At 40.4% G+C, this 18095-nt stretch carries 11 protein-coding genes and 3 pseudogenes; 9 read left to right on the top strand and 5 right to left on the bottom strand.

From position 1 onward, the window contains the following. Window positions 1-208 (bottom strand): hypothetical protein (locus DW015_RS13635; RefSeq protein WP_207659384.1); only part of this gene is annotated, 208 nt, incomplete at its 3' end. Window positions 209-336: 128 nt separating this feature from the next. Between DW015_RS13635 and DW015_RS12115 the strand changes: the two genes are divergently transcribed. The 5 genes from DW015_RS12115 (at window position 337) to DW015_RS12095 (ending at window position 10329) form a co-directional block, all read left to right on the top strand. After that, a complete protein-coding gene (locus DW015_RS12115) occupies window positions 337-627 on the top strand; it encodes a hypothetical protein (protein WP_022286486.1) in 291 nt (96 codons plus the stop codon). A gap of 175 nt (window positions 628-802) precedes the next feature. Beyond that, the gene (locus DW015_RS12110; RefSeq protein ID WP_117905803.1) at window positions 803-1309 is read left to right on the top strand and encodes a hypothetical protein; all 507 of its coding nucleotides are present in this window, start codon (window positions 803-805) and stop codon (window positions 1307-1309) included. A gap of 135 nt (window positions 1310-1444) precedes the next feature. Beyond that, window positions 1445-6895, top strand: a complete 5451-nt coding sequence (locus DW015_RS12105; RefSeq protein WP_181979924.1) for a calcium-binding protein — start codon at window positions 1445-1447, stop codon at window positions 6893-6895. Window positions 6896-6965: 70 nt separating this feature from the next. Then, window positions 6966-9095: a type I secretion system permease/ATPase gene (locus DW015_RS12100; RefSeq protein ID WP_117897893.1), complete on the top strand. Its 2130-nt coding sequence runs from the start codon at window positions 6966-6968 to the stop codon at window positions 9093-9095. After that, the gene (locus tag DW015_RS12095) at window positions 9088-10329 is read left to right on the top strand and encodes an HlyD family efflux transporter periplasmic adaptor subunit (protein WP_117897896.1); all 1242 of its coding nucleotides are present in this window, start codon (window positions 9088-9090) and stop codon (window positions 10327-10329) included. Before DW015_RS12100 ends, DW015_RS12095 begins: the two co-directional genes overlap by 8 nt. 192 nt (window positions 10330-10521) lie before the next feature. Here DW015_RS12095 and DW015_RS13495 read toward each other — a convergent pair. Then, window positions 10522-10692, bottom strand: a pseudogene (locus DW015_RS13495) (IS3 family transposase); the annotation flags it as partial. A gap of 87 nt (window positions 10693-10779) precedes the next feature. On the opposite strand from DW015_RS13495, the pseudogene DW015_RS12085 reads away from it, so the two are divergent. Then, window positions 10780-11853, top strand: a pseudogene (locus DW015_RS12085) (IS256 family transposase). A gap of 167 nt (window positions 11854-12020) precedes the next feature. On the opposite strand, the pseudogene DW015_RS12080 reads toward DW015_RS12085, so the two are convergent. Both DW015_RS12080 and DW015_RS12075 read right to left on the bottom strand, forming a co-directional pair. Next, window positions 12021-12656 (bottom strand): annotated as a pseudogene (locus DW015_RS12080) (IS3 family transposase); the annotation flags it as partial. Window positions 12657-12702: 46 nt separating this feature from the next. Continuing rightward, a complete protein-coding gene (locus DW015_RS12075; protein WP_117897900.1) occupies window positions 12703-12972 on the bottom strand; it encodes a helix-turn-helix domain-containing protein in 270 nt (89 codons plus the stop codon). A 540-nt stretch (window positions 12973-13512) separates the two neighbouring features. On the opposite strand from DW015_RS12075, the gene DW015_RS12070 reads away from it, so the two are divergent. Both DW015_RS12070 and lexA read left to right on the top strand, forming a co-directional pair. Then, window positions 13513-14469, top strand: a complete 957-nt coding sequence (locus DW015_RS12070) for a WYL domain-containing protein (RefSeq protein ID WP_117905800.1) — start codon at window positions 13513-13515, stop codon at window positions 14467-14469. 100 nt (window positions 14470-14569) lie between these two features. Continuing rightward, on the top strand, window positions 14570-15175 hold the full coding sequence (gene lexA, locus DW015_RS12065) for a transcriptional repressor LexA (RefSeq protein WP_117905799.1): 606 nt from the start codon (window positions 14570-14572) through the stop codon (window positions 15173-15175). Between the two features lie 107 nt (window positions 15176-15282). Here the strand turns inward: lexA and DW015_RS12060 are convergent, their stop codons facing one another. Beyond that, window positions 15283-16446: an IS110 family transposase gene (locus DW015_RS12060; RefSeq protein ID WP_117905798.1), complete on the bottom strand. Its 1164-nt coding sequence runs from the start codon at window positions 16444-16446 to the stop codon at window positions 15283-15285. A 988-nt stretch (window positions 16447-17434) separates the two neighbouring features. On the opposite strand from DW015_RS12060, the gene DW015_RS12050 reads away from it, so the two are divergent. Next, window positions 17435-17962, top strand: a complete 528-nt coding sequence (locus tag DW015_RS12050; protein WP_117905797.1) for a hypothetical protein — start codon at window positions 17435-17437, stop codon at window positions 17960-17962. The last annotated feature ends 133 nt before the right edge of the window (window positions 17963-18095 follow it).

Here is an 18095-nt window from a genome sequence, read left to right as displayed (position 1 = left end):
AAGCTGAGCCGGCACAGTCAGTCTGCTTCCATTCCGCTACGCTCCATTCCAGCAGACTGACTGTTGAAGAACCTTGACAAATTACGGTATTTATTGTATACTGTAAAAAAATGAGCGGCTGTTTTTCAAGCCGCTCCACAATATCGTTTTTTATCACTGTTGTTGAATTCACAGAGATTTTTTCACAGGGCCGATAAAACTTTTTCATTTCCATGCTCGCTGGATGATTTGGGTGAGGGTTTTTCTTTTTGGGATGAAAGCATGATATATAAGGAGAAAACCGAACTTAGAAGCTGAAGATTGTTATATGACGGTAAATTGCTGGATACGGTCACAATGCATTGTGCAGCAGACGATAATGATTATAGTGATAATGATATTATTTGTATAAGCTTTACTGCGAGTGCTTTTAAAAGGCAGGATACGATTGATAATATTTCAATAGGCGGAATAACCTTTGAGAGTACAGAAGCAGAAATAAATCAAATGTTTGGTGAACCGACAGACAATCATGAAGATTCAAGTCACTTTAGCTCATATTTATATTTAATTGATAAAAAGTGGCTGACTCTTTCTTTTAATTATGGGCATCTAAATATTATAGATCTTAATTTTGGAGGAAAATAAAACGTCGATTAATATTGATACAAGTTTTGAGATTATATTAAAACTAGACAATGATATGACAAAAGTAGAAGAAACAATGATAAAACTATCTGACGAAGAAACATATACCGTAGATGGTTTTTGTGAAATATAAAAAAATAATTTTTATTCGTCGCTTGATGAGAAAGGAAATGTCATGAAATTGCAAAAACAGATTACAAACGAAGAATTGCTTGAACTTACAAGAAAAGCATTTGAGAATGATGAGGTTGCTGAATTTCTTTGCGGAGAAAAAGGATATTCAGTTATGGGAAACAGGGATATACCTATTAATATTCCTACAGATTTCGGACGCATTGTAGAAAAAGGAATATATGAGTTATATTTGACTACAAATGATGAAGTAATTATCAAGAAATTCCGTAAAGCAATTATGACACTAAATAGTACACCTATTCAAGTTTGGTGTGCATATATGGCTTGTTGGAATCAAATTTTCAATGAACATTCTAAATATCCAGCACCGTTTAAAATGATTGATGATACCCTTTTAAAGACATTAAAAAGTACCTTGATAAACAATGAATCATCTCTACGTAATTGTAAAGAGTGGATGGGGATTAACAAAAAAAATGGATTATGGGATTACATAATTCGTATAGATAATGTCTTAAAAAAAGATTATGGGGTGAGTGTATTATGAGTGAAGTGAATAATGATTTTTTTAGAATATGGAGCTTCTTTTTTAGTTACAAAGAGAGATTATGATTTGTATTATAGTGATCCAGATAGTTTACTTGGTGCGGGAGGGCAACGCTTTATTGCACCAAGCAATCAAATGGATCAATTGCTTATTGTAGCTAATGGTGATATTGGCATTATAGAAGAAGGACTAGGTATAGAGACCGATAAATGGGCAGGTCAAGAATTAGTTAGAATTGACATAGATAAATCCATTGTAAATGATTTCTATGAAAGTGGAAATCTTAAGCTTCCAACAGGTTCAGAATCTGGTGCAAATAGTAATTGGATTCCTGGTGGAGAAACAAGTGGTGGTATAGCTGAAGCTATACTTTCTGATTGTCCTACTTCCAATATTGATAGAGTTGGAACTACTACTGCAGTAAATGGAGTCCCGACCGAACAATTAAATAATCTATATAATTCGTTAGGAGGAGATTCAAACGCACTTAAAACTGTTACTGATGCAGTAGATGATATTCCGAGAACAAATATAGATGAGAATGCGCTATTAAAGAATATTACTACTGGTAAAACAAATGTAATAGACGCTATTGATGATGTTTCAACTCTACCGGGACGTAGTAATGGCACACATCTTGGTGTGCGTGTTGGTGCTGTACTTGGTGTTTTAGGAACGGTTGGAGATGTTGCTGATGTTGTCACAACAGCTAGTACAGCATATCAACAATATAAAAATGGAGATATTGAAGGAGCAACTGATACACTTGGTTCATGGGGGATGAGTACATTAGGTGGAATGGCAGGTGGTGCAGGTGCAGGTGCTCTAGCGGGCATTGGTATGGGCACTCTTGTTGCAGCTGGACTTGTATCTGGACCAATTGGCTGGGCTGCAATTGCTGCAGCTGGTCTTGCTGGTGGTATTCTTGGTGGATTTTTGGGTGAGAGTATATGGGATTGGCTACTAGACCCTCTCAATGACGAATATACAAATGCAGGTAACGCTCAACCTCCTCGTGATCCTCTTGCGATAGATCTTGGAGCATTAGGGATTGAACTTACGACACTTGAAAACGGTGTTAACTTCGACCTAGATAAGAATGGTTTTGCTGAAAAGACAGCATGGATAGGTCTTGAGGATGGTTTCCTTTGTCTTGATCGCAATGGTAATAGTAAAATTGACGATGGCGGTGAGCTTTTCGGTGATCAAGTCGAACTTTCTAATGGCGCAATTTCTGTTTCGGGTTTTGAAGCATTGGCGGACTTTGATGAAGATGGCGATGGTGTAATTGACCATAATGATACAGTATGGAATGATTTGCGAGTTTGGATTGATGCAAATCATAATGGTATATCTGATTCAGGAGAATTGAAAACACTAAACGAATTAGGAGTAGTAAATATAAGCCTTGATGTTACCAAGGAGGAGAATGTTGATACTGCAACTGGAACTATGGAAGCTGAATTTGCTATGGTTACTTTCGCAGATGGAACTGAGCGAAAGATTAGCGAGTTTTGGTTCCCAGTAAACACTTCAGATACAACACAGACGGGCGGAGATGGTGAAATTGTAGAAACCAAAGGAAATGTTCCGGATATTACTTTAGCTATTGAAGCAGATAAGACAGGAACACTTGCCGTACTGTATAAAAAATATTGTTTATCAGAAGATTTTGTTGAAAAGCGATTTCTCTCAAAACAGATTTTATACTTTATTACTGATTCAACAGATATTAGTCCGAATTCGCGCGGCGGAAATATTGATGCTCGTGACCTGCATGTGATTGAAACCTTTATGGGACGTGAGCTTGTTGGCGTTGGTGGAACAAATCCAAATTCAAATGCAGCAAACATTTTGAAAAAGTTGTATATATCACTTGAAAATATCTTTTTCAGCGATCTTAATGTAGAATCACAGGACAGTTTCTATATTAACATGATTTTTGTTTCAGAGGATGAACAGGGAAATAAAATCGTAGATTTCACTTTTCTTAATGCCATTTTAGAAATGGAAATTGCTACTGGTGAAAACGTTGAGGGAAACCTTTATAGTATCGGCTCATATCTTTCTCTGTTCGATGAAGCTTATGATACTAATGCTTTCAGTGAGTTTAGTACATACTATAAAGCAGTTTCACCACAATATGCTGATATTTTGGAACTGTCTAAATCAGGAACTACATATCTTGCAACCAATGACAATGACACATATAGAGGAACTGGAAATAATGATTTCATTTTCGGATTGGATGGAAATGATATATTAAATGGTGCGAGTGGAATTGATATTATTCATGGAAACAACGGCAATGACCAAATATCCGGAGGAGTTGGAAACGACATGCTCTACGGCGATTCAGGCAACGACACTCTCGACGGAGGGACAGGCAATGACACTCTCAAAGGCGGCTACGGCGATGATACATACATTTTCGCAAAGGGCTACGGAAACGATACAATAATAGACTCCGATGGTCTGAATACTCTCAGATTTAAGGGAATTAAACCAAGCGATATCCTTGTAAACGGCACAGATGAATACGACGCAACTATTACAATAAAGGGTACGAACGATACTCTTGTTATCAAGGATTTCCGCAAGAGTGAGGAATACCGCAATTACGACCTTGAAATAGACGGAGTTAAAATGCACGTTACAGATAAGGATAGTCCGTTCAGACATATCTACGGCGGAAACGGCGACGATGTTCTTAAAGCAGTTGTAGATGATTCGATCATGCACGCTTTCGGCGGTGACGATACCGTTTACGGAAGTAAGGAAAATGACGTTATCTACGGCAACGAGGGCAATGACACCGTTTACGCAGGAAACGGAAACGACTTTGTTTACGGCGGAGATGATAACGACGCTATTTTCGGTGAGGAAGGCGACGATATTATTTACGGTGATAACGGTGATGACATTCTCGACGGAGGAGCAGGAAACGATATACTTTATGGCGGAGCAGGAAACGATACATATGTATTCAGCAGAGATTACGGTACAGATGTCATTGATGACAGCGAAGGAACGTCAACTGTTAAGCTTGCCGACGATCTGACTTTGTCGGATATCGAGATCAATGCCGTTGGTAATGATGTGATTATCAGTATTAAGGATACAGAGGACAAGCTTATCATTACCGATTTTGCAGACGCTCCCGAAAACTACGTTCTGCAGATAGGCGAAGAAATCCTGCCCGTACAGGATAATATCACAGGCATCGATAACTATGTTACAGGTACAGAGAATTCAGATTATTTACCTCTTGAAAGCGACAAAGCCAATATCGCCGCAGGCGGTAACGGAGATGACTTTATTATCGGAGGAACAGAATCTGACTATATCTTCGGAGATTCCGGAACTGACAGAATTACAGAAAATGACGGCAATGACGTGATCTTCGGCGGCAGCGGAAATGACTCTCTGTTCGGAGAATCAGGAAATGACTGTATCTCAGGCGGAAACGAAGATGATTACATCAACGGCGGTGACGGCGACGATATTATCGACACAGGCTCAGGCAATGACTTTATTGACGGAGGCAGCGGAAACGACACCTATATCTTCAAGCCGGGATACGGCGCTGATTCTATTATGGACAGCGAGGGTGCAAATACCATTATGTTCGGTGACGGATTCACCGCAGAAGGTGTAAAGGCATACCGTTCCAACTGGAATGATATTCTTATTACCTTTGACGGATTTGAAGATACCCTTACAATAAAGAATTACTGCATCAGCAAGGAAGCAAGAAACTTTACGCTTGTATTTGCCGACGGAACAGTCGTAGAAGCAACAGCTCAGAACAGTCCTCTCAGAACTATTTACGGTACTGACGGCAGCGAGTACATGATCTCTATTTATGAGGACGGAATAACCAAGATCGGTCAGGACGGCAATGATCAGCTTGTAGGCAGCGACGGAAACGACTATCTCTACGGAGATAAGGGCGACGACAGACTTACAGGAAATGCAGGAAACGATGTTCTTGACGGCGGAGAGGGAAATGACTATCTCTATGACGGAGCAGGAAACGATACATATATCTTCAAGAAAGGCTATGGAACAGATACTATCGGCGACGGTGAAGGCACAAATACTATTGAGATCTACGGATATTCGTCAAATCAGATCAAGGCTTACCGTACAAACTGGAATGATATTACCATTACATTTGAGGATTCTGATGACAAGCTTGTGATCGAGGGATTCTTTACTTCCGAAGCAAACAGAAACTTCTACCTCACATTCAACGGAGGTTCTAAGGTTCACGCAACCGCTTCCAACAGTCCATTAAGAACTGTTTACGGAACTGAAAATAGTGATTACATTGTAACTATGGACGACAGGGGGGGAACTCTTATCGGTGAGAACGGAAACGACAGCCTTAATGGAGGAAACGGCGCAGATAAGCTGTACGGAGGTATCGGAGACGATCAGTTTTATGGCAACGGCGGTAATGATACCCTTGACGGCGGAGAAGGCAGTGACTATCTCTACGGCGGAGCAGGAAACGATACATATATCTTCAACATAGGATATGGCACAGATACAATTAACGACAGCGAGGGTATCAATACGATCTCATTCGGCAGTGGTCTCTCAGCAGATACTATGTCCGTTTACAGAACGAACTGGAACGATCTTACTATCACATTTGATGGAATTGAGGACAAGCTGATCATTCAGAATTACTTTACGTCTGAGGAAAACAGAAACTTCAATGTAAACTTTGCAGACGGAACAAGATATGCATACGACAGCGAGGAAAATCCTCTGAAACAGGTCCATGCGACTGAATACGATGACTGGATGTCAGCATGGAGCGATAACGGCATTGTTATTCACGGCGACGGAGGAAACGATACGCTTAACGGCGGCGCCGGAAACGACGCGCTTTACGGCGGAACAGGAACCGATTATCTGTACGGAAATGACGGAGATGATATCCTTGACGGCGGAGAGGACAATGATTATCTGAACGGCGGCAACGGAAACGATACATATGTATTCGGCAGAAATTACGGTACGGATATAATTGAGGATTATGACGGAAATAACAAGATCGTATTAAGCGGTATTGATCTTAACGAGGTCACATTTACTAAAACAAACCAATCCGAACTGACTGTATCAATAAACGGCAGCGAGGATAAGCTGACTATAAGGAACTTTAATTCCGAAAGCTTTATCTTTGAATTTGCAGGCGGAGCAGTAGGAACAGTAAATAAGGATACCTGGGAGCTTGAGCTTAGTCAGCCTGCAAGCAATGAAATATCTGAGAAAGATGTCATACAGTCAAACGCCGAGCTTCTCTCGGATATCTATTCAGACGAAAGTATGTCTTCAGATTTGCTCACAGAAATAAACGACACCGTTCTGATTGATTCTTCAAGCACTGTTTCTGCGGCAAAGGAAACAGAGGAAACCGCAGATCAGACGGATATACAGGTAATGATACTGACCGAAAATATGTCCGCTTTCGGTACGGAGAACAACGTTTCTGACAGTATGAGCATTAGTGATCCGATGCAGGATACGTCAGCTTTGAATCAACTGCTTGTCGGTACGCAGGCAGAGTAATATAAATTCTGATTAAAAGTGCGGCAGTAAAAAAGCTGCCGCATAATTTATGTAAAAAGGAAGTCGAAGCATGGAGAAAAAACAAGACAGCGGACTTAGCTGCTTTATGATAGTTATGAAGTTTCACGGTATACCTATCACAAAAGAGCAGGCTGAAACGCTATCAGTTCTTGATCCCGAGCAGAAAACCGGAGAAATAGAAATAATAGAATCCGCAAAGAAATTGAAAATGCGGGCAAAGCTTTGTAAGCTGAATTTAAAAAAGCTGAAGGACGTAAAGGCGCCGATTATTGCAAAGGATAAAAACGACGTATTCTTTATTGTCGCAAAATCTCAAGGCAATAAATTCATGGTCTTGTTTACGGACAAAACCCAGCCGGAGATAAAATCCCGCGAGGAATTATCTGAAATCTGGGATGGCACAGCGATCCTTGTTACAAAAAAAGGAATAATGGACAGAGAAGCGGTATTCAGCTTCAAGTGGTTTATACCCACGATACTGAAATTCAAAAAGGAATTTATACAGGTACTGATAGCCGTATTTACAATACAGATTTTAGGAATCCTTACTCCCGTTATGACTCAGGTCGTTGTGGATAAGGTTTTAGTCCATAGAAGTATGTCGACGCTTAACGTGCTTGCAATCGGTATCGCAATTGTATATATATACGAGCTGATTCTGTCCCTTGCCAAAAACTATGTGTTTACCCATACGACAAACAGAATAGATGTTATGCTCAGCTTCAAGCTGTTTCGGCATTTGTTCGCACTTCCCTTGAAATACTTTGAATCAAGACGAGTCGGCGAAACGGTGGCGAGAGTAAGAGAGCTTGACAGTATCAGAAATTTTCTGACAGGCACTCCGCTTTCCTCAATGATAGATTTTATTTTCATAATCGTATACATAGTAGTATTGTTTTTCTACAGCAAAATGCTGACAGTTATCGTCCTCTGTTCTATACCCGTTTACGCAGTACTTTCGGCCATCGTTACTCCCCTTTTCAAAAAAAGACTGGACGAAAAGTTTGAAACGGGAGCGAACACTCAGTCTTTTTTGGTTGAATCCATAACGGGAGTGCAGACCGTAAAATCCTATGCCTTAGAGCCAAAGTTCGAGAAAAAATGGGGCGATTTGCAATCCGATTACGTAAAGGCAAGCTACAAAACCTCTATGGTTTCCGCAACCGCCGGAACGACCGGACAGTTTATTCAGAAGGTATTCGACCTGTTGATTCTGTTTTTCGGCGCAAAAGCGGTAATGGACGGTAATTTTACAGTGGGGCAGCTTGTGGCGTTTCGAATGCTTTCCGGCAGAGTAAGCGGTCCTGTTTTAAGACTGGTACAGCTTTGGCAGGAATATCAGCAGGCGTCGCTTTCAGTAAAAAGAATCGGCGATATTTTTAATACAGCCCCTGAACCGATTCTAAACGCAAATCAGACTGCTATGCCCGGCGTTCAGGGTAAAATTATATTCGATCAGGTGCATTTCAGATACAATCCGCAGGGCGGAGAGGTTATCAAGGGAATGAGCTTTGAAATAGAGCCTGACACTATTGTAGGAGTCGTAGGCAGAAGCGGTTCGGGAAAGAGCACCATTTCAAAGCTGATTCAAAGACTTTATTTGCCGGAGGGCGGTAAAATATCCATAGACGGAATGGATATTTCACTTGTGAATCCCGCAATGCTCAGAAAGCAGATCGGAGTAGTATTGCAGGAAAACTTTATGTTCAACGGGACCGTAGCAGAAAATATTTCAATTCACTGCTCAACAGCAAGTATGGAGCAAATCATTCATTCTGCAAAAATAGCGGGCGCGCATGATTTTATCCTTGAACTTCCTAACGGCTATGAAACGATTATCGGCGAAAAGGGCATGGGACTTTCCGGAGGTCAGAAGCAAAGAGTCGCTATTGCGAGAGCAATACTTAACAATCCCAGAATACTTATATTTGACGAGGCTACGTCTGCTCTTGACTATGAATCTGAAAGCATTATCCAGAATAATCTCAAGGAAATATGCAAAGGAAGAACAGTGCTTATTATTGCTCACAGGCTTTCAACGTTAAAGGACGCGCAGAAAATCATGGTGATTGATAAGGGCAATCTTGTGGAATACGATACTCATGAGAATCTGATGAAACGTGAAGGGCTGTATCATTATTTGTATAACCAGCAGAAAAGGGGCGATATTGATGAATAATAAGCTGACGGAATACGTATTGAAGCACAGCAAAAGCAAGGATAAGGAGCTGAAGTATGATTTTATGCCGTCCTTGCTTGAAATTATTGAACGCCCTGCCCATAAAGCGGGAACGGTAATAATTCTCGGAGTTTTTACGCTTCTGATCGCGGCAGTCATTTGGGCTTGCCTTTCGAAAATAGACGTGGTAGTTACTGCCGGCGGAAGCGTTCAGCCATCAGGAAATGTAAACGTGGTGCAGGCCTATTCAGGCGGAACAGTAAAGTCAATAAACGCTGCCGAAGGAGAATATGTGAAAAAGGGAGACGTTCTGATAGAGCTTGATACGGAATCCCTTGATATTGATACAAACCAGCTTAACAGTCAGAAAGAAATTCTTGAAGCACAGCGGAAAATATATACAAAGATTAAAAACGGCGACGATATTTCAAAGGTTAAAATTGAAGATTACGAAGCTGAGCTTAAACCGTATATTCAGTCAATTATGGATGCAGACGCAAGCTATAATAACACTCTTGACAGTCTTAAGAAGGATAAGGAAAACGCCGATTTAAATCATCAGATTTCACAGCTGCAGCTTGAGGAATACGAAGAAAGCGGAACACGCCGTCAGGTTGAAATGCAGGAGCTTATAGTAAAGCAGAACGAGCTTGCGCTAAAACAGTCGGAAACGAAAATCAAGGATACAAAAATCCAGTACAGCGCACAGATCAATTCAAAGCTTTCGGAGATAAGCGGTCAACTTGACGAAATAGAAACCAGCCTTGAAAAATACGCCTTGTCTAAGGATTATCAGTATATAACGGCGCCTGTAAGTGGATATATAAACAACGTAAATGTGAACACCGTCGGAGCGGCGGTAACGAACGCACAGGAGCTTGTAACGATAGTACCTGATAATATGCCTGTTGAAATGGTGTGCTATGTAAAGAATATGGATATTGCCGACATAGAAATCGGAATGGAAGCGGAAATCAAGCTGGAGGCGTACCCGTATAACAAGTACGGAACGGTAAAGGGAAAGGTGAAATATATCAGTCCCAACGCGTTTGTCAGCGAGCAGACGGGTAGCGTTTATCTTGTGAAGCTTGAAATTACAGATAAAAATGATGAGATAGATGTGATTTCAGGATTATCCGGAAGCGTGGAAATAAAGACGGATAAGAGAACGGTTATGGATTACTTCTTAGAGCCTATTAAAAAAGGCTTCGGGGAAGCTCTGAGGGAGAAATAGTTTTGAAATTGACACCTCCCCCCTATCACAGTGAAACGGGAAAGTTAATAAGGAAAAGGCATATATATAAATACAAAGAGAAAAGTATAGTAATTTAAAACGGAACGTGTAATGGAATGACCCCAAAAAGTTAGACAAAGTTTAAAAAGTATATTTATGCAAAGCGACTAAGAGAAATCTTGGTCGCTTTTGTTATGCGGCTTTGAGCCTGAACTCCACCGGTGACATACCATCAAGCTTAAGCTTGATGCGTTTTGTGTTGTACCATTCGATATACTCGTGAAGTTCTTTGATGAAATGCTCAATGCTCGTAAATTCTTGCAGATAAAGTAATTCTGTCTTTAACAAGCTGAAGAAGTTTTCGTCACAAGCATTGACCCTCTGAAAAAAAGTCTGTAAAAAGTCAGTCAACTGTAGTAAAATAGAAATAACACAGGAGGCTGATTTTTTATGGGAAGAAGAAAAAGAGAACCAATGAGCGAAGGAAAAAAGAACATCATCGGAATGCTGCTCGAGGAGTATGATATCAGGACAGCAAAGGATATAGAAGATGCTCTGAAAGATCTTCTTGGCGGCAAAATACAGGAAATGCTTGAATCTGAAATGGATGAGCATCTCGGATATGGCGCTTATGAGCGTTCTGACAATCCGGACTACCGAAATGGAAAGAAAACCAAGAAAATACGCGGGAACTTCGGAGAAACAGAAATTGAAGTGCCACAGGATCGTGATGGAACATTTGAACCCAAAGTCGTAAAGAAGCGTCAGAAGGATATTTCGGGAATAGAGCAGAAGATCATTTCACTGTACGCAAAGGGCATGACACTCGCCAAATAAGCGAAACTATCGAAAATATTTACGGATTTGAAGTCAGCGATGGTATGGTATCCTATATCACAGACCGTCTCCTTCCGCAGATAGAAGAGTGGCAGAAACGTCCTCTTGACGAGGTTTATCCCATTGTATTTATTGATGCTGTACATTTTTCTGTACAAGAAAACAGACAGATAAAAAAGCTTGCAGCATATGTAATCCTTGCAGTAAGCTTGACAGGTCACAAAGAAGTGCTGTCCATACATATCGGTGAAAACGAGAGTGCAAAATACTGGCTTGGCGTTCTTAACGAGCTGAAAAACCGCGGTGTAAAGGACATTCTTGTCATCTGTGCAGACGGACTTACAGGCATGAAAGAAGCCGTATCAACGGCATTTCCGCAGGCTGAGCTTCAGCGATTATCCCAATGCTATGAAAAGCTGGTACAAGAATTGGGACGTCATATCGCCGATTTTTAAGTTTTCAGCGGAGGTCAGAAAGGTCATTTACACCACCAATGCGATTGAGAGCCTTAACAGCGGATACTGCCGTCTAAATAAACAGAGAAGCGTATTTCCGAGCGATACGGTGCTTTTAAAGGCACTGTATCTTGCAACTCATGAAATAGCGAAAAAATGGACTATGCCGCTGAGAAACGGGGGTAGAGTTCTGGGAGAGCTTGAAATCATGTATCCCGACAGGCTCGGCTGAGCGAGCCACTGAACATCAGCCTGATGGAATGGAGCGCAGCGCAATGGAATCAGGCTGATGTTCAAAAAGAACCTTGACAAATTGCAGTATGCATTGTATACTGTAAAAAATTAGAGTGGCAAATTTTATGCCACTACCAACTAACGTTTTTATCACAGTTGATTAATTTACAGAGATTTTTTCGCAGAGCCCAAGCAATTGTCAAGACAATTTCCTTTGCGTGACATACTCTGCCTTATCCCTTTATCTTTAAGCATTTTCTGATAATGCCTGTGCTGATATTGCCAACCTTGGTCTGAATGAAGTATCAGATTTGTATTGTCAGGTATTTTTGCAAATGCCTTTTCAAGCATATCTGTAACCTGATTCAAATTCGGATGATAGCTCAGATTGTAGGACACAATCTCACCATTAAACAAATCCAAAATAGGTGAAAGATACAGCTTAGTGCCGAACAAAGCAAACTCGGTTACATCGGTAACCCACTTCTGATTAGGCTTGTCTGCTTTGAAATCACGTTCAAGAAGATTAGGAGCAATTCTTCCGACTTCACCTCTGAATGAGTTGTACTTCTTCATTCTGACACGGCAGAATATTCCCATTTTACGCATCAAACGCTGTACTGTCTTGTGGTTGACAACATATTTTTTTCTCAATTCATTTGTTATTCTGCGATAACCGTAACGACCTTTGCTTTCATCATAAATTCTGCGAATTTCAGACTTTATTTCTGCGTATTTGTCCGGTTTTGGATTATCAAATTGTTTGCTGTAATAGTAGTAGGTGCTGCGAGGTATTTCGGCATATCTATGAGCAGACCTACCTTGTGTTCATGCCTCAGTTCCCATATCACTTGTGCTTTTTCTCTTGCCGTACCCTCTCGGCAACCAAGGTATTCAATTTTTTTAAGTATGCATTTTCTGCACGAAGTCGCTGCACTTCGGCAATTAAATCCTCTTCTACCTTTTTGTCAAGTTTTGGCTTTCTGCCTTTCTGTGTTCCACCGGCTGCACAGGCTCTGCCACGTCGTTCAACATAGAATCCTTCTTTTCCTTCTTCAAGGTAGATTCTTTCCCAAGAGGTTACTCTGCTATGTGGCACATCAAACTGTCTTGCCACTTCTCTTTAACTCAGTTTTTCCTTACGCATAGTTTCTACAACCATTATTTTAAATTCCGGTGTGTATCTCTTGTTTGGCTTTCCTTTTGGCATAAAAATGCCCCCTTTCGTCAGACTTTTTATTGGTATACTTCTATTATACCACATTGTCTAACAAAAGGGGAGCATTTCATAAAAGCGTTCCGCTTTTTTGTCTGCAAATTTATTAGTTGTTTTACTCTGCTGTTTATGGTAAAATAGAAATGCAGAAAATGGGCTCCAAAAATGCAGAACAGGAGCTCGCAAAAGGGCTTCAAAAATACACAACAGGGGTGCTCATTCTATGCGCAAACCGAGCCTCCACTCATTAATCTTGTGCTGATTGGGCTATGCACTTTTTCGAGCCCCTTTTATGCACTTTCTGCTTGACAAACACAAATGGAACGATAAAATATGTAAAGTAATAATGAAAAAGATAATCTCTACGCTGATATAATAGTGTTTGTCAGCAGAAAAAGAGTAATGATTGACGATATTTATGGGATAATTTTGAGGTGACGTATGAATAAGCTTCTGGCATTGCTCCAAATCCTTATCAAACAAACAGACGAAAATCACAAGCTGACAACAAATCAGCTTATTGAAAAGCTTGCAGAACAAGGCATATCAGCTCACAGAAATACGATTCCTGCAGACATCAGGAAGTTAAGAGATGCAGGCTATGATATTACCTGCGATAAAAGCACACAGAATAAGTATTTTATCGGCAGCAGAGGACTGGAATCCGCAGAGATAAAAATGCTCTGCGACGCTGTAAATGCAGCACAGTTCATCTCGGAGGAAAAGTCCTCAGAGCTTATAGACAAGCTGTTTTCTCAGCTAAGCGTTTATCAAAAGGACGAGATTAAAAACATAATTCAGCAGCCGAGCGAAAATAAAGCGGATAATAAAAGCATATATTTTGCCGATACAATTAACACAGCCATTACGCAGTGCAGAAAAATCCGTTTTCAGTATTATGAATATAACGAAAAAAGGGAAAAGGTTTTAAAACATAATGGATATACATATACGGTCAGCCCTTATGCTGCCGTGTGGAACGACGACAGGTACTATCTTGTAGGTTACTGTGAAAAGCATAAGGACATAACGGTTTTCCGAATAGACAGAATAGCGGATATATCACTTACGGAAAGCATTGCAATACCCTGTCCGAAGGACTTTGTGCTGAAAGATTTTATTGCTCAGACCTTTAAAATGTTCAGCGGAGAACCCATGACTGTGACTCTGAAATGCAAAAACAAACATATGAAAGCAATAATAGATAAGTTCGGCGATGATATAGAAACAAATAAAGCCGATAAACAATTCTTCACTGTAAAAGTAAAAATTGAGCTGAGTCCTACATTCTATGCGTGGGTGTTCCAGTATCAGGGAAAAATATGTATACAATTTCCACAAGAAGCAGTTGACCAATTTGTGCAAATGGGAGAAAGTGTGTTTGAGGTGCATAAGTAATTGTGCACCTCGTTTTTTTGCTATTGACATCAAAATTCAAAGGCGTTATAATATATACATAACCGAAACGAACGTTACAGTTAGAAAGAGGCGCATAAAAATGCAGCACAAGAATGCGGAGTATTTTAAAAGGATCATAGCCTTTATAGACGATTATGCGGTAAATAACGGCTCATCCCCAAGCGTAAGGGAAATATCAAACGGCGTAGGGCTATCTACAGCTACCGTCAGCCGCTATATGCAGAAAATGAAAGCAAACGGTGAGCTGGACTATGACGGTCATCGAAGTATTGTGACAAAACGTCAGAAACAAACGCTTGCCGAAACCGTTGAGATTCCCATACTAGGTTCTGTCTCCTGCGGAGTTCCTAAGTTTGCAGAAGAAAATATTGAAGAATACGTAAGACTGCCGGTTTCTCTGTTTGGCAGAGGTGATTTTTTTCTGCTCCGAGCCAACGGCGATTCCATGATAGAGGCAGGAATAGATTACGGAGATCTGGTGCTGATCCGTCGGCAGAACTATGCCGATTCAGGCGATATAGTAGTCGCTCTTATGGACGATGAAGCTACGCTCAAACGCTTTTACCCCGAACTGGAAAATCAAAGAATACGTCTGCACCCCGAAAACAGCGAAATGGATGATATCTATGTGGATAACTGTATCATTCAGGGAGTAGCAGTCAAGGTTATAAAAGATCTAGAATAATTACAAGGAGACCAGCTATGAAAAGTCAATAGAAAAAGAAGAAGATTAACAGAAAGTTCAAAAGGGGCAAAAAGGATGTCCACCCTAAAAAGATAAAGGCGAAAAATTTAAACGAGAGCGAAAGTAATATTATCATTAAGGAGCTTAAAGATAACCCTCACAAGCTTGTGAGCGGTATGTCCCAAAGCAGAATAATGAGAATTGCCCTGAGCTACTTTAGAATCATAATAACGCTTGAATGTGTCGTTGTTTAAAGAAACGTTCCACGCTGCATTTATGAGAGCATAGCGGAGTATCTTTGAACCGCGCTTGGACATTCTTGTACGCTTTGCGTTGAACTTGCCCGACTGATTGATGACAGGGTCAAGTCCTGCATAAGCAAGCAACTTTGAAGAATCAGAAAAGCGTTTAATGTCACCGATTTCGCCAAGTATCATAGCACCATTGAGCTTACCAATACCCGGAACGGTCATGATAACCGAATCAAGCTCGTCCATAGCTGTTTCAATAACCGTTTCAAGCTCATTTAACTGGCTTTCAATTAACTCAATCTGAGCAATGGTTTGGGTTATTTGAATAGATATGTAGGTGTTCTTCACACCAACGGACGATTTTGCAAGACTTTTGAGGGACTCAGCGTCCTGCTTACCGAAGCGACCTCTGGAAGCTTTGGTAAGAATGTTACTTAGTTTTGTTAAGTGTAAAGCAGCAATGTCGTCCGGTGAAGAATACACCTTAAGAAGCTCATAACAGGATTTGATGTGCAGATCGGATTTAAAGAAGTACTGAAGCTTCGGAAAGATAACATCAACGTAAGAAGTGAGCTGAATTTTAAGTCGTGCTTTGGACTTTTTCAGATTCTGACGAAAACGGCAGAGGGACTTTAGCTTTAAGGTTTTGATGTCGTTTTCAGTATAACGTCTGAATGAGTTGACCATCAATGTTTTGCAGATAAGCAAAGAATCCACCTTGTCGGTTTTAGTCTTGCGAATGCCTGTTTTACGCATAGCGGCGGTCTGAACTGGATTGATGACAGCAAGCTCATATCCGCAGCCGTGCAGAAAAAAGATAACATTTTCTGCATAGTGTGCAGTTGATTCAAGCCCGATGAGAAGATTTGATTTGTCGAGTGAATCAAGCTTTGATTTAAGGAGCTTAAAGCCTTCGTGGTTGTTTGAAAAAGAAAAGGGTTCAATAACAATAACGCCGTCCGAATCAACTGTTGCGGCAACGTGAGTTTCCTTTGCAATATCAATTCCAACATAAATCATAAGTTTTACCTACCTTGTAAAATTATTGGTACTGTTTTCGTGCCACTTAGTTTTATTCCCGTAAACTTGCGTGAGATTAAAATTCTTTGACTTATCCAGCTATAAACATTGTAAATAAAACTGTGGCTTTACACTCCTTATAGTAGTCGAGCTACAGAAAAAATCAAAAGTCCACAGCATCTGTTTTATTATACCACATTTTTGGAAAGGAGAGTATGATTTAGGCTTTACTATATCATACAAGGAGAGTATGATTTAGGCTTTACTATATCATACAAGAAAGTAATGCAAAAAATACGAATAATTGACGCGGACGAATCGGGAGGTAATAATACGTTCGCTCGTCTTCAACGTTGGTACTGCCCCAACTGCGGAGAATTAGCCACAGGATATCCAAACAGGAATAACATAACAAAAGTTGAATGCAAACGCTGTCATATAACAATGCTGAGAAAGTCGAAAGGCAGGCATCACGATATCATTGAGATGTTTGAATATGTCAGCGAGTGTTAAAATAAAATACGGTATGTAGACGGTAAGGTCGGGCTGAAACAGCGCCGCGTTTAAATCCTTTATCAGGGTCGCATACTTTGATTACCGATCGGTTTATCCAAACATATCGACTAACGTCGATTAACATGAGAGGCCGTCGGCAGGATAGATTCCGCAAGGAGTCTGTCTTGTCGACGGCTTTTTTTATTAAATAAATATTCAACGCCTGATATGCATTAGGGCGAGGATACAAAATATGGTCGTTTTGCAAAAAATGCAAAACAGCATATTCAGTACCCTTTCTTTAGTGCGCCTTTTTTCAGGTAAACGGAGTCTGTGTGCTGAATACAGACTCCGTTTTTTGTGTCCTCAGACCGAAGTATCGGGAGAAAGGACAAATATGTTTTTAACTTCAAAATGGCTGTGTCTGACAGCTAAGTACCCGTAAGCCTTCGTTTTGATAAAAACCTTATATATCAAAAACGGAGGAATTACAATGAAAACAAAATATTTTGAATACAACAGAAACGGCGGAAGTGAAAAGTATTCCGAATTTACTGAAGCTGAGTATCTCAAAGCGAAGGAGGATGAAAACCGTTGGTTTATCAGCTTTGGCGACAGCGTTCTGGAATGCGAGGAAAGCCAGTATTCGGATCACTTTTCCAAGAAGGATCATGGTGAGTATACGCAAAAGGATAGGAACTGGAAGAAGGTCATCCTCCTCTCATTGGAGCAGTATACATACGGCGGAAATTACGAGCAGAAGATTCTCAATGACAGTACAGTTGTTCCGCTTGAGGAGCGCATCTTAGAGCAGTTAGGCTTGGAACATGACTTGGTAAAGCTCAAAAAGGTCATGAAAAAACTCAAGCCATACGAACGTGAAATTATTTATCAGCTTTTTTGGATGAATAAAAGTCAGAATGATCTTGCCATGAAATATAGTGTTACCAGACAAACAATGCACGAAAAAGTACATCGTATTTTGGTGAAAGTGCTGAAATTATTTGAAAACGAAAAATAAATCCCTTACAAATCTCAATTTCGTTGCCAGTAAGTAGTGAAGGGGAAAATCGATGAAACTAATTCGGAGAATTTTCTCGACAGAATCTTGACAACCGAATATCAACTCTGCAAGTACGTTAATCACACGGTCG

Source organism: Ruminococcus sp. AF37-20 (assembly GCF_003460465.1).
Classification (GTDB): domain Bacteria; phylum Bacillota; class Clostridia; order Oscillospirales; family Ruminococcaceae; genus Hominimerdicola; species Hominimerdicola aceti.
This window is presented reverse-complemented; position numbering and strand designations above follow the sequence as displayed.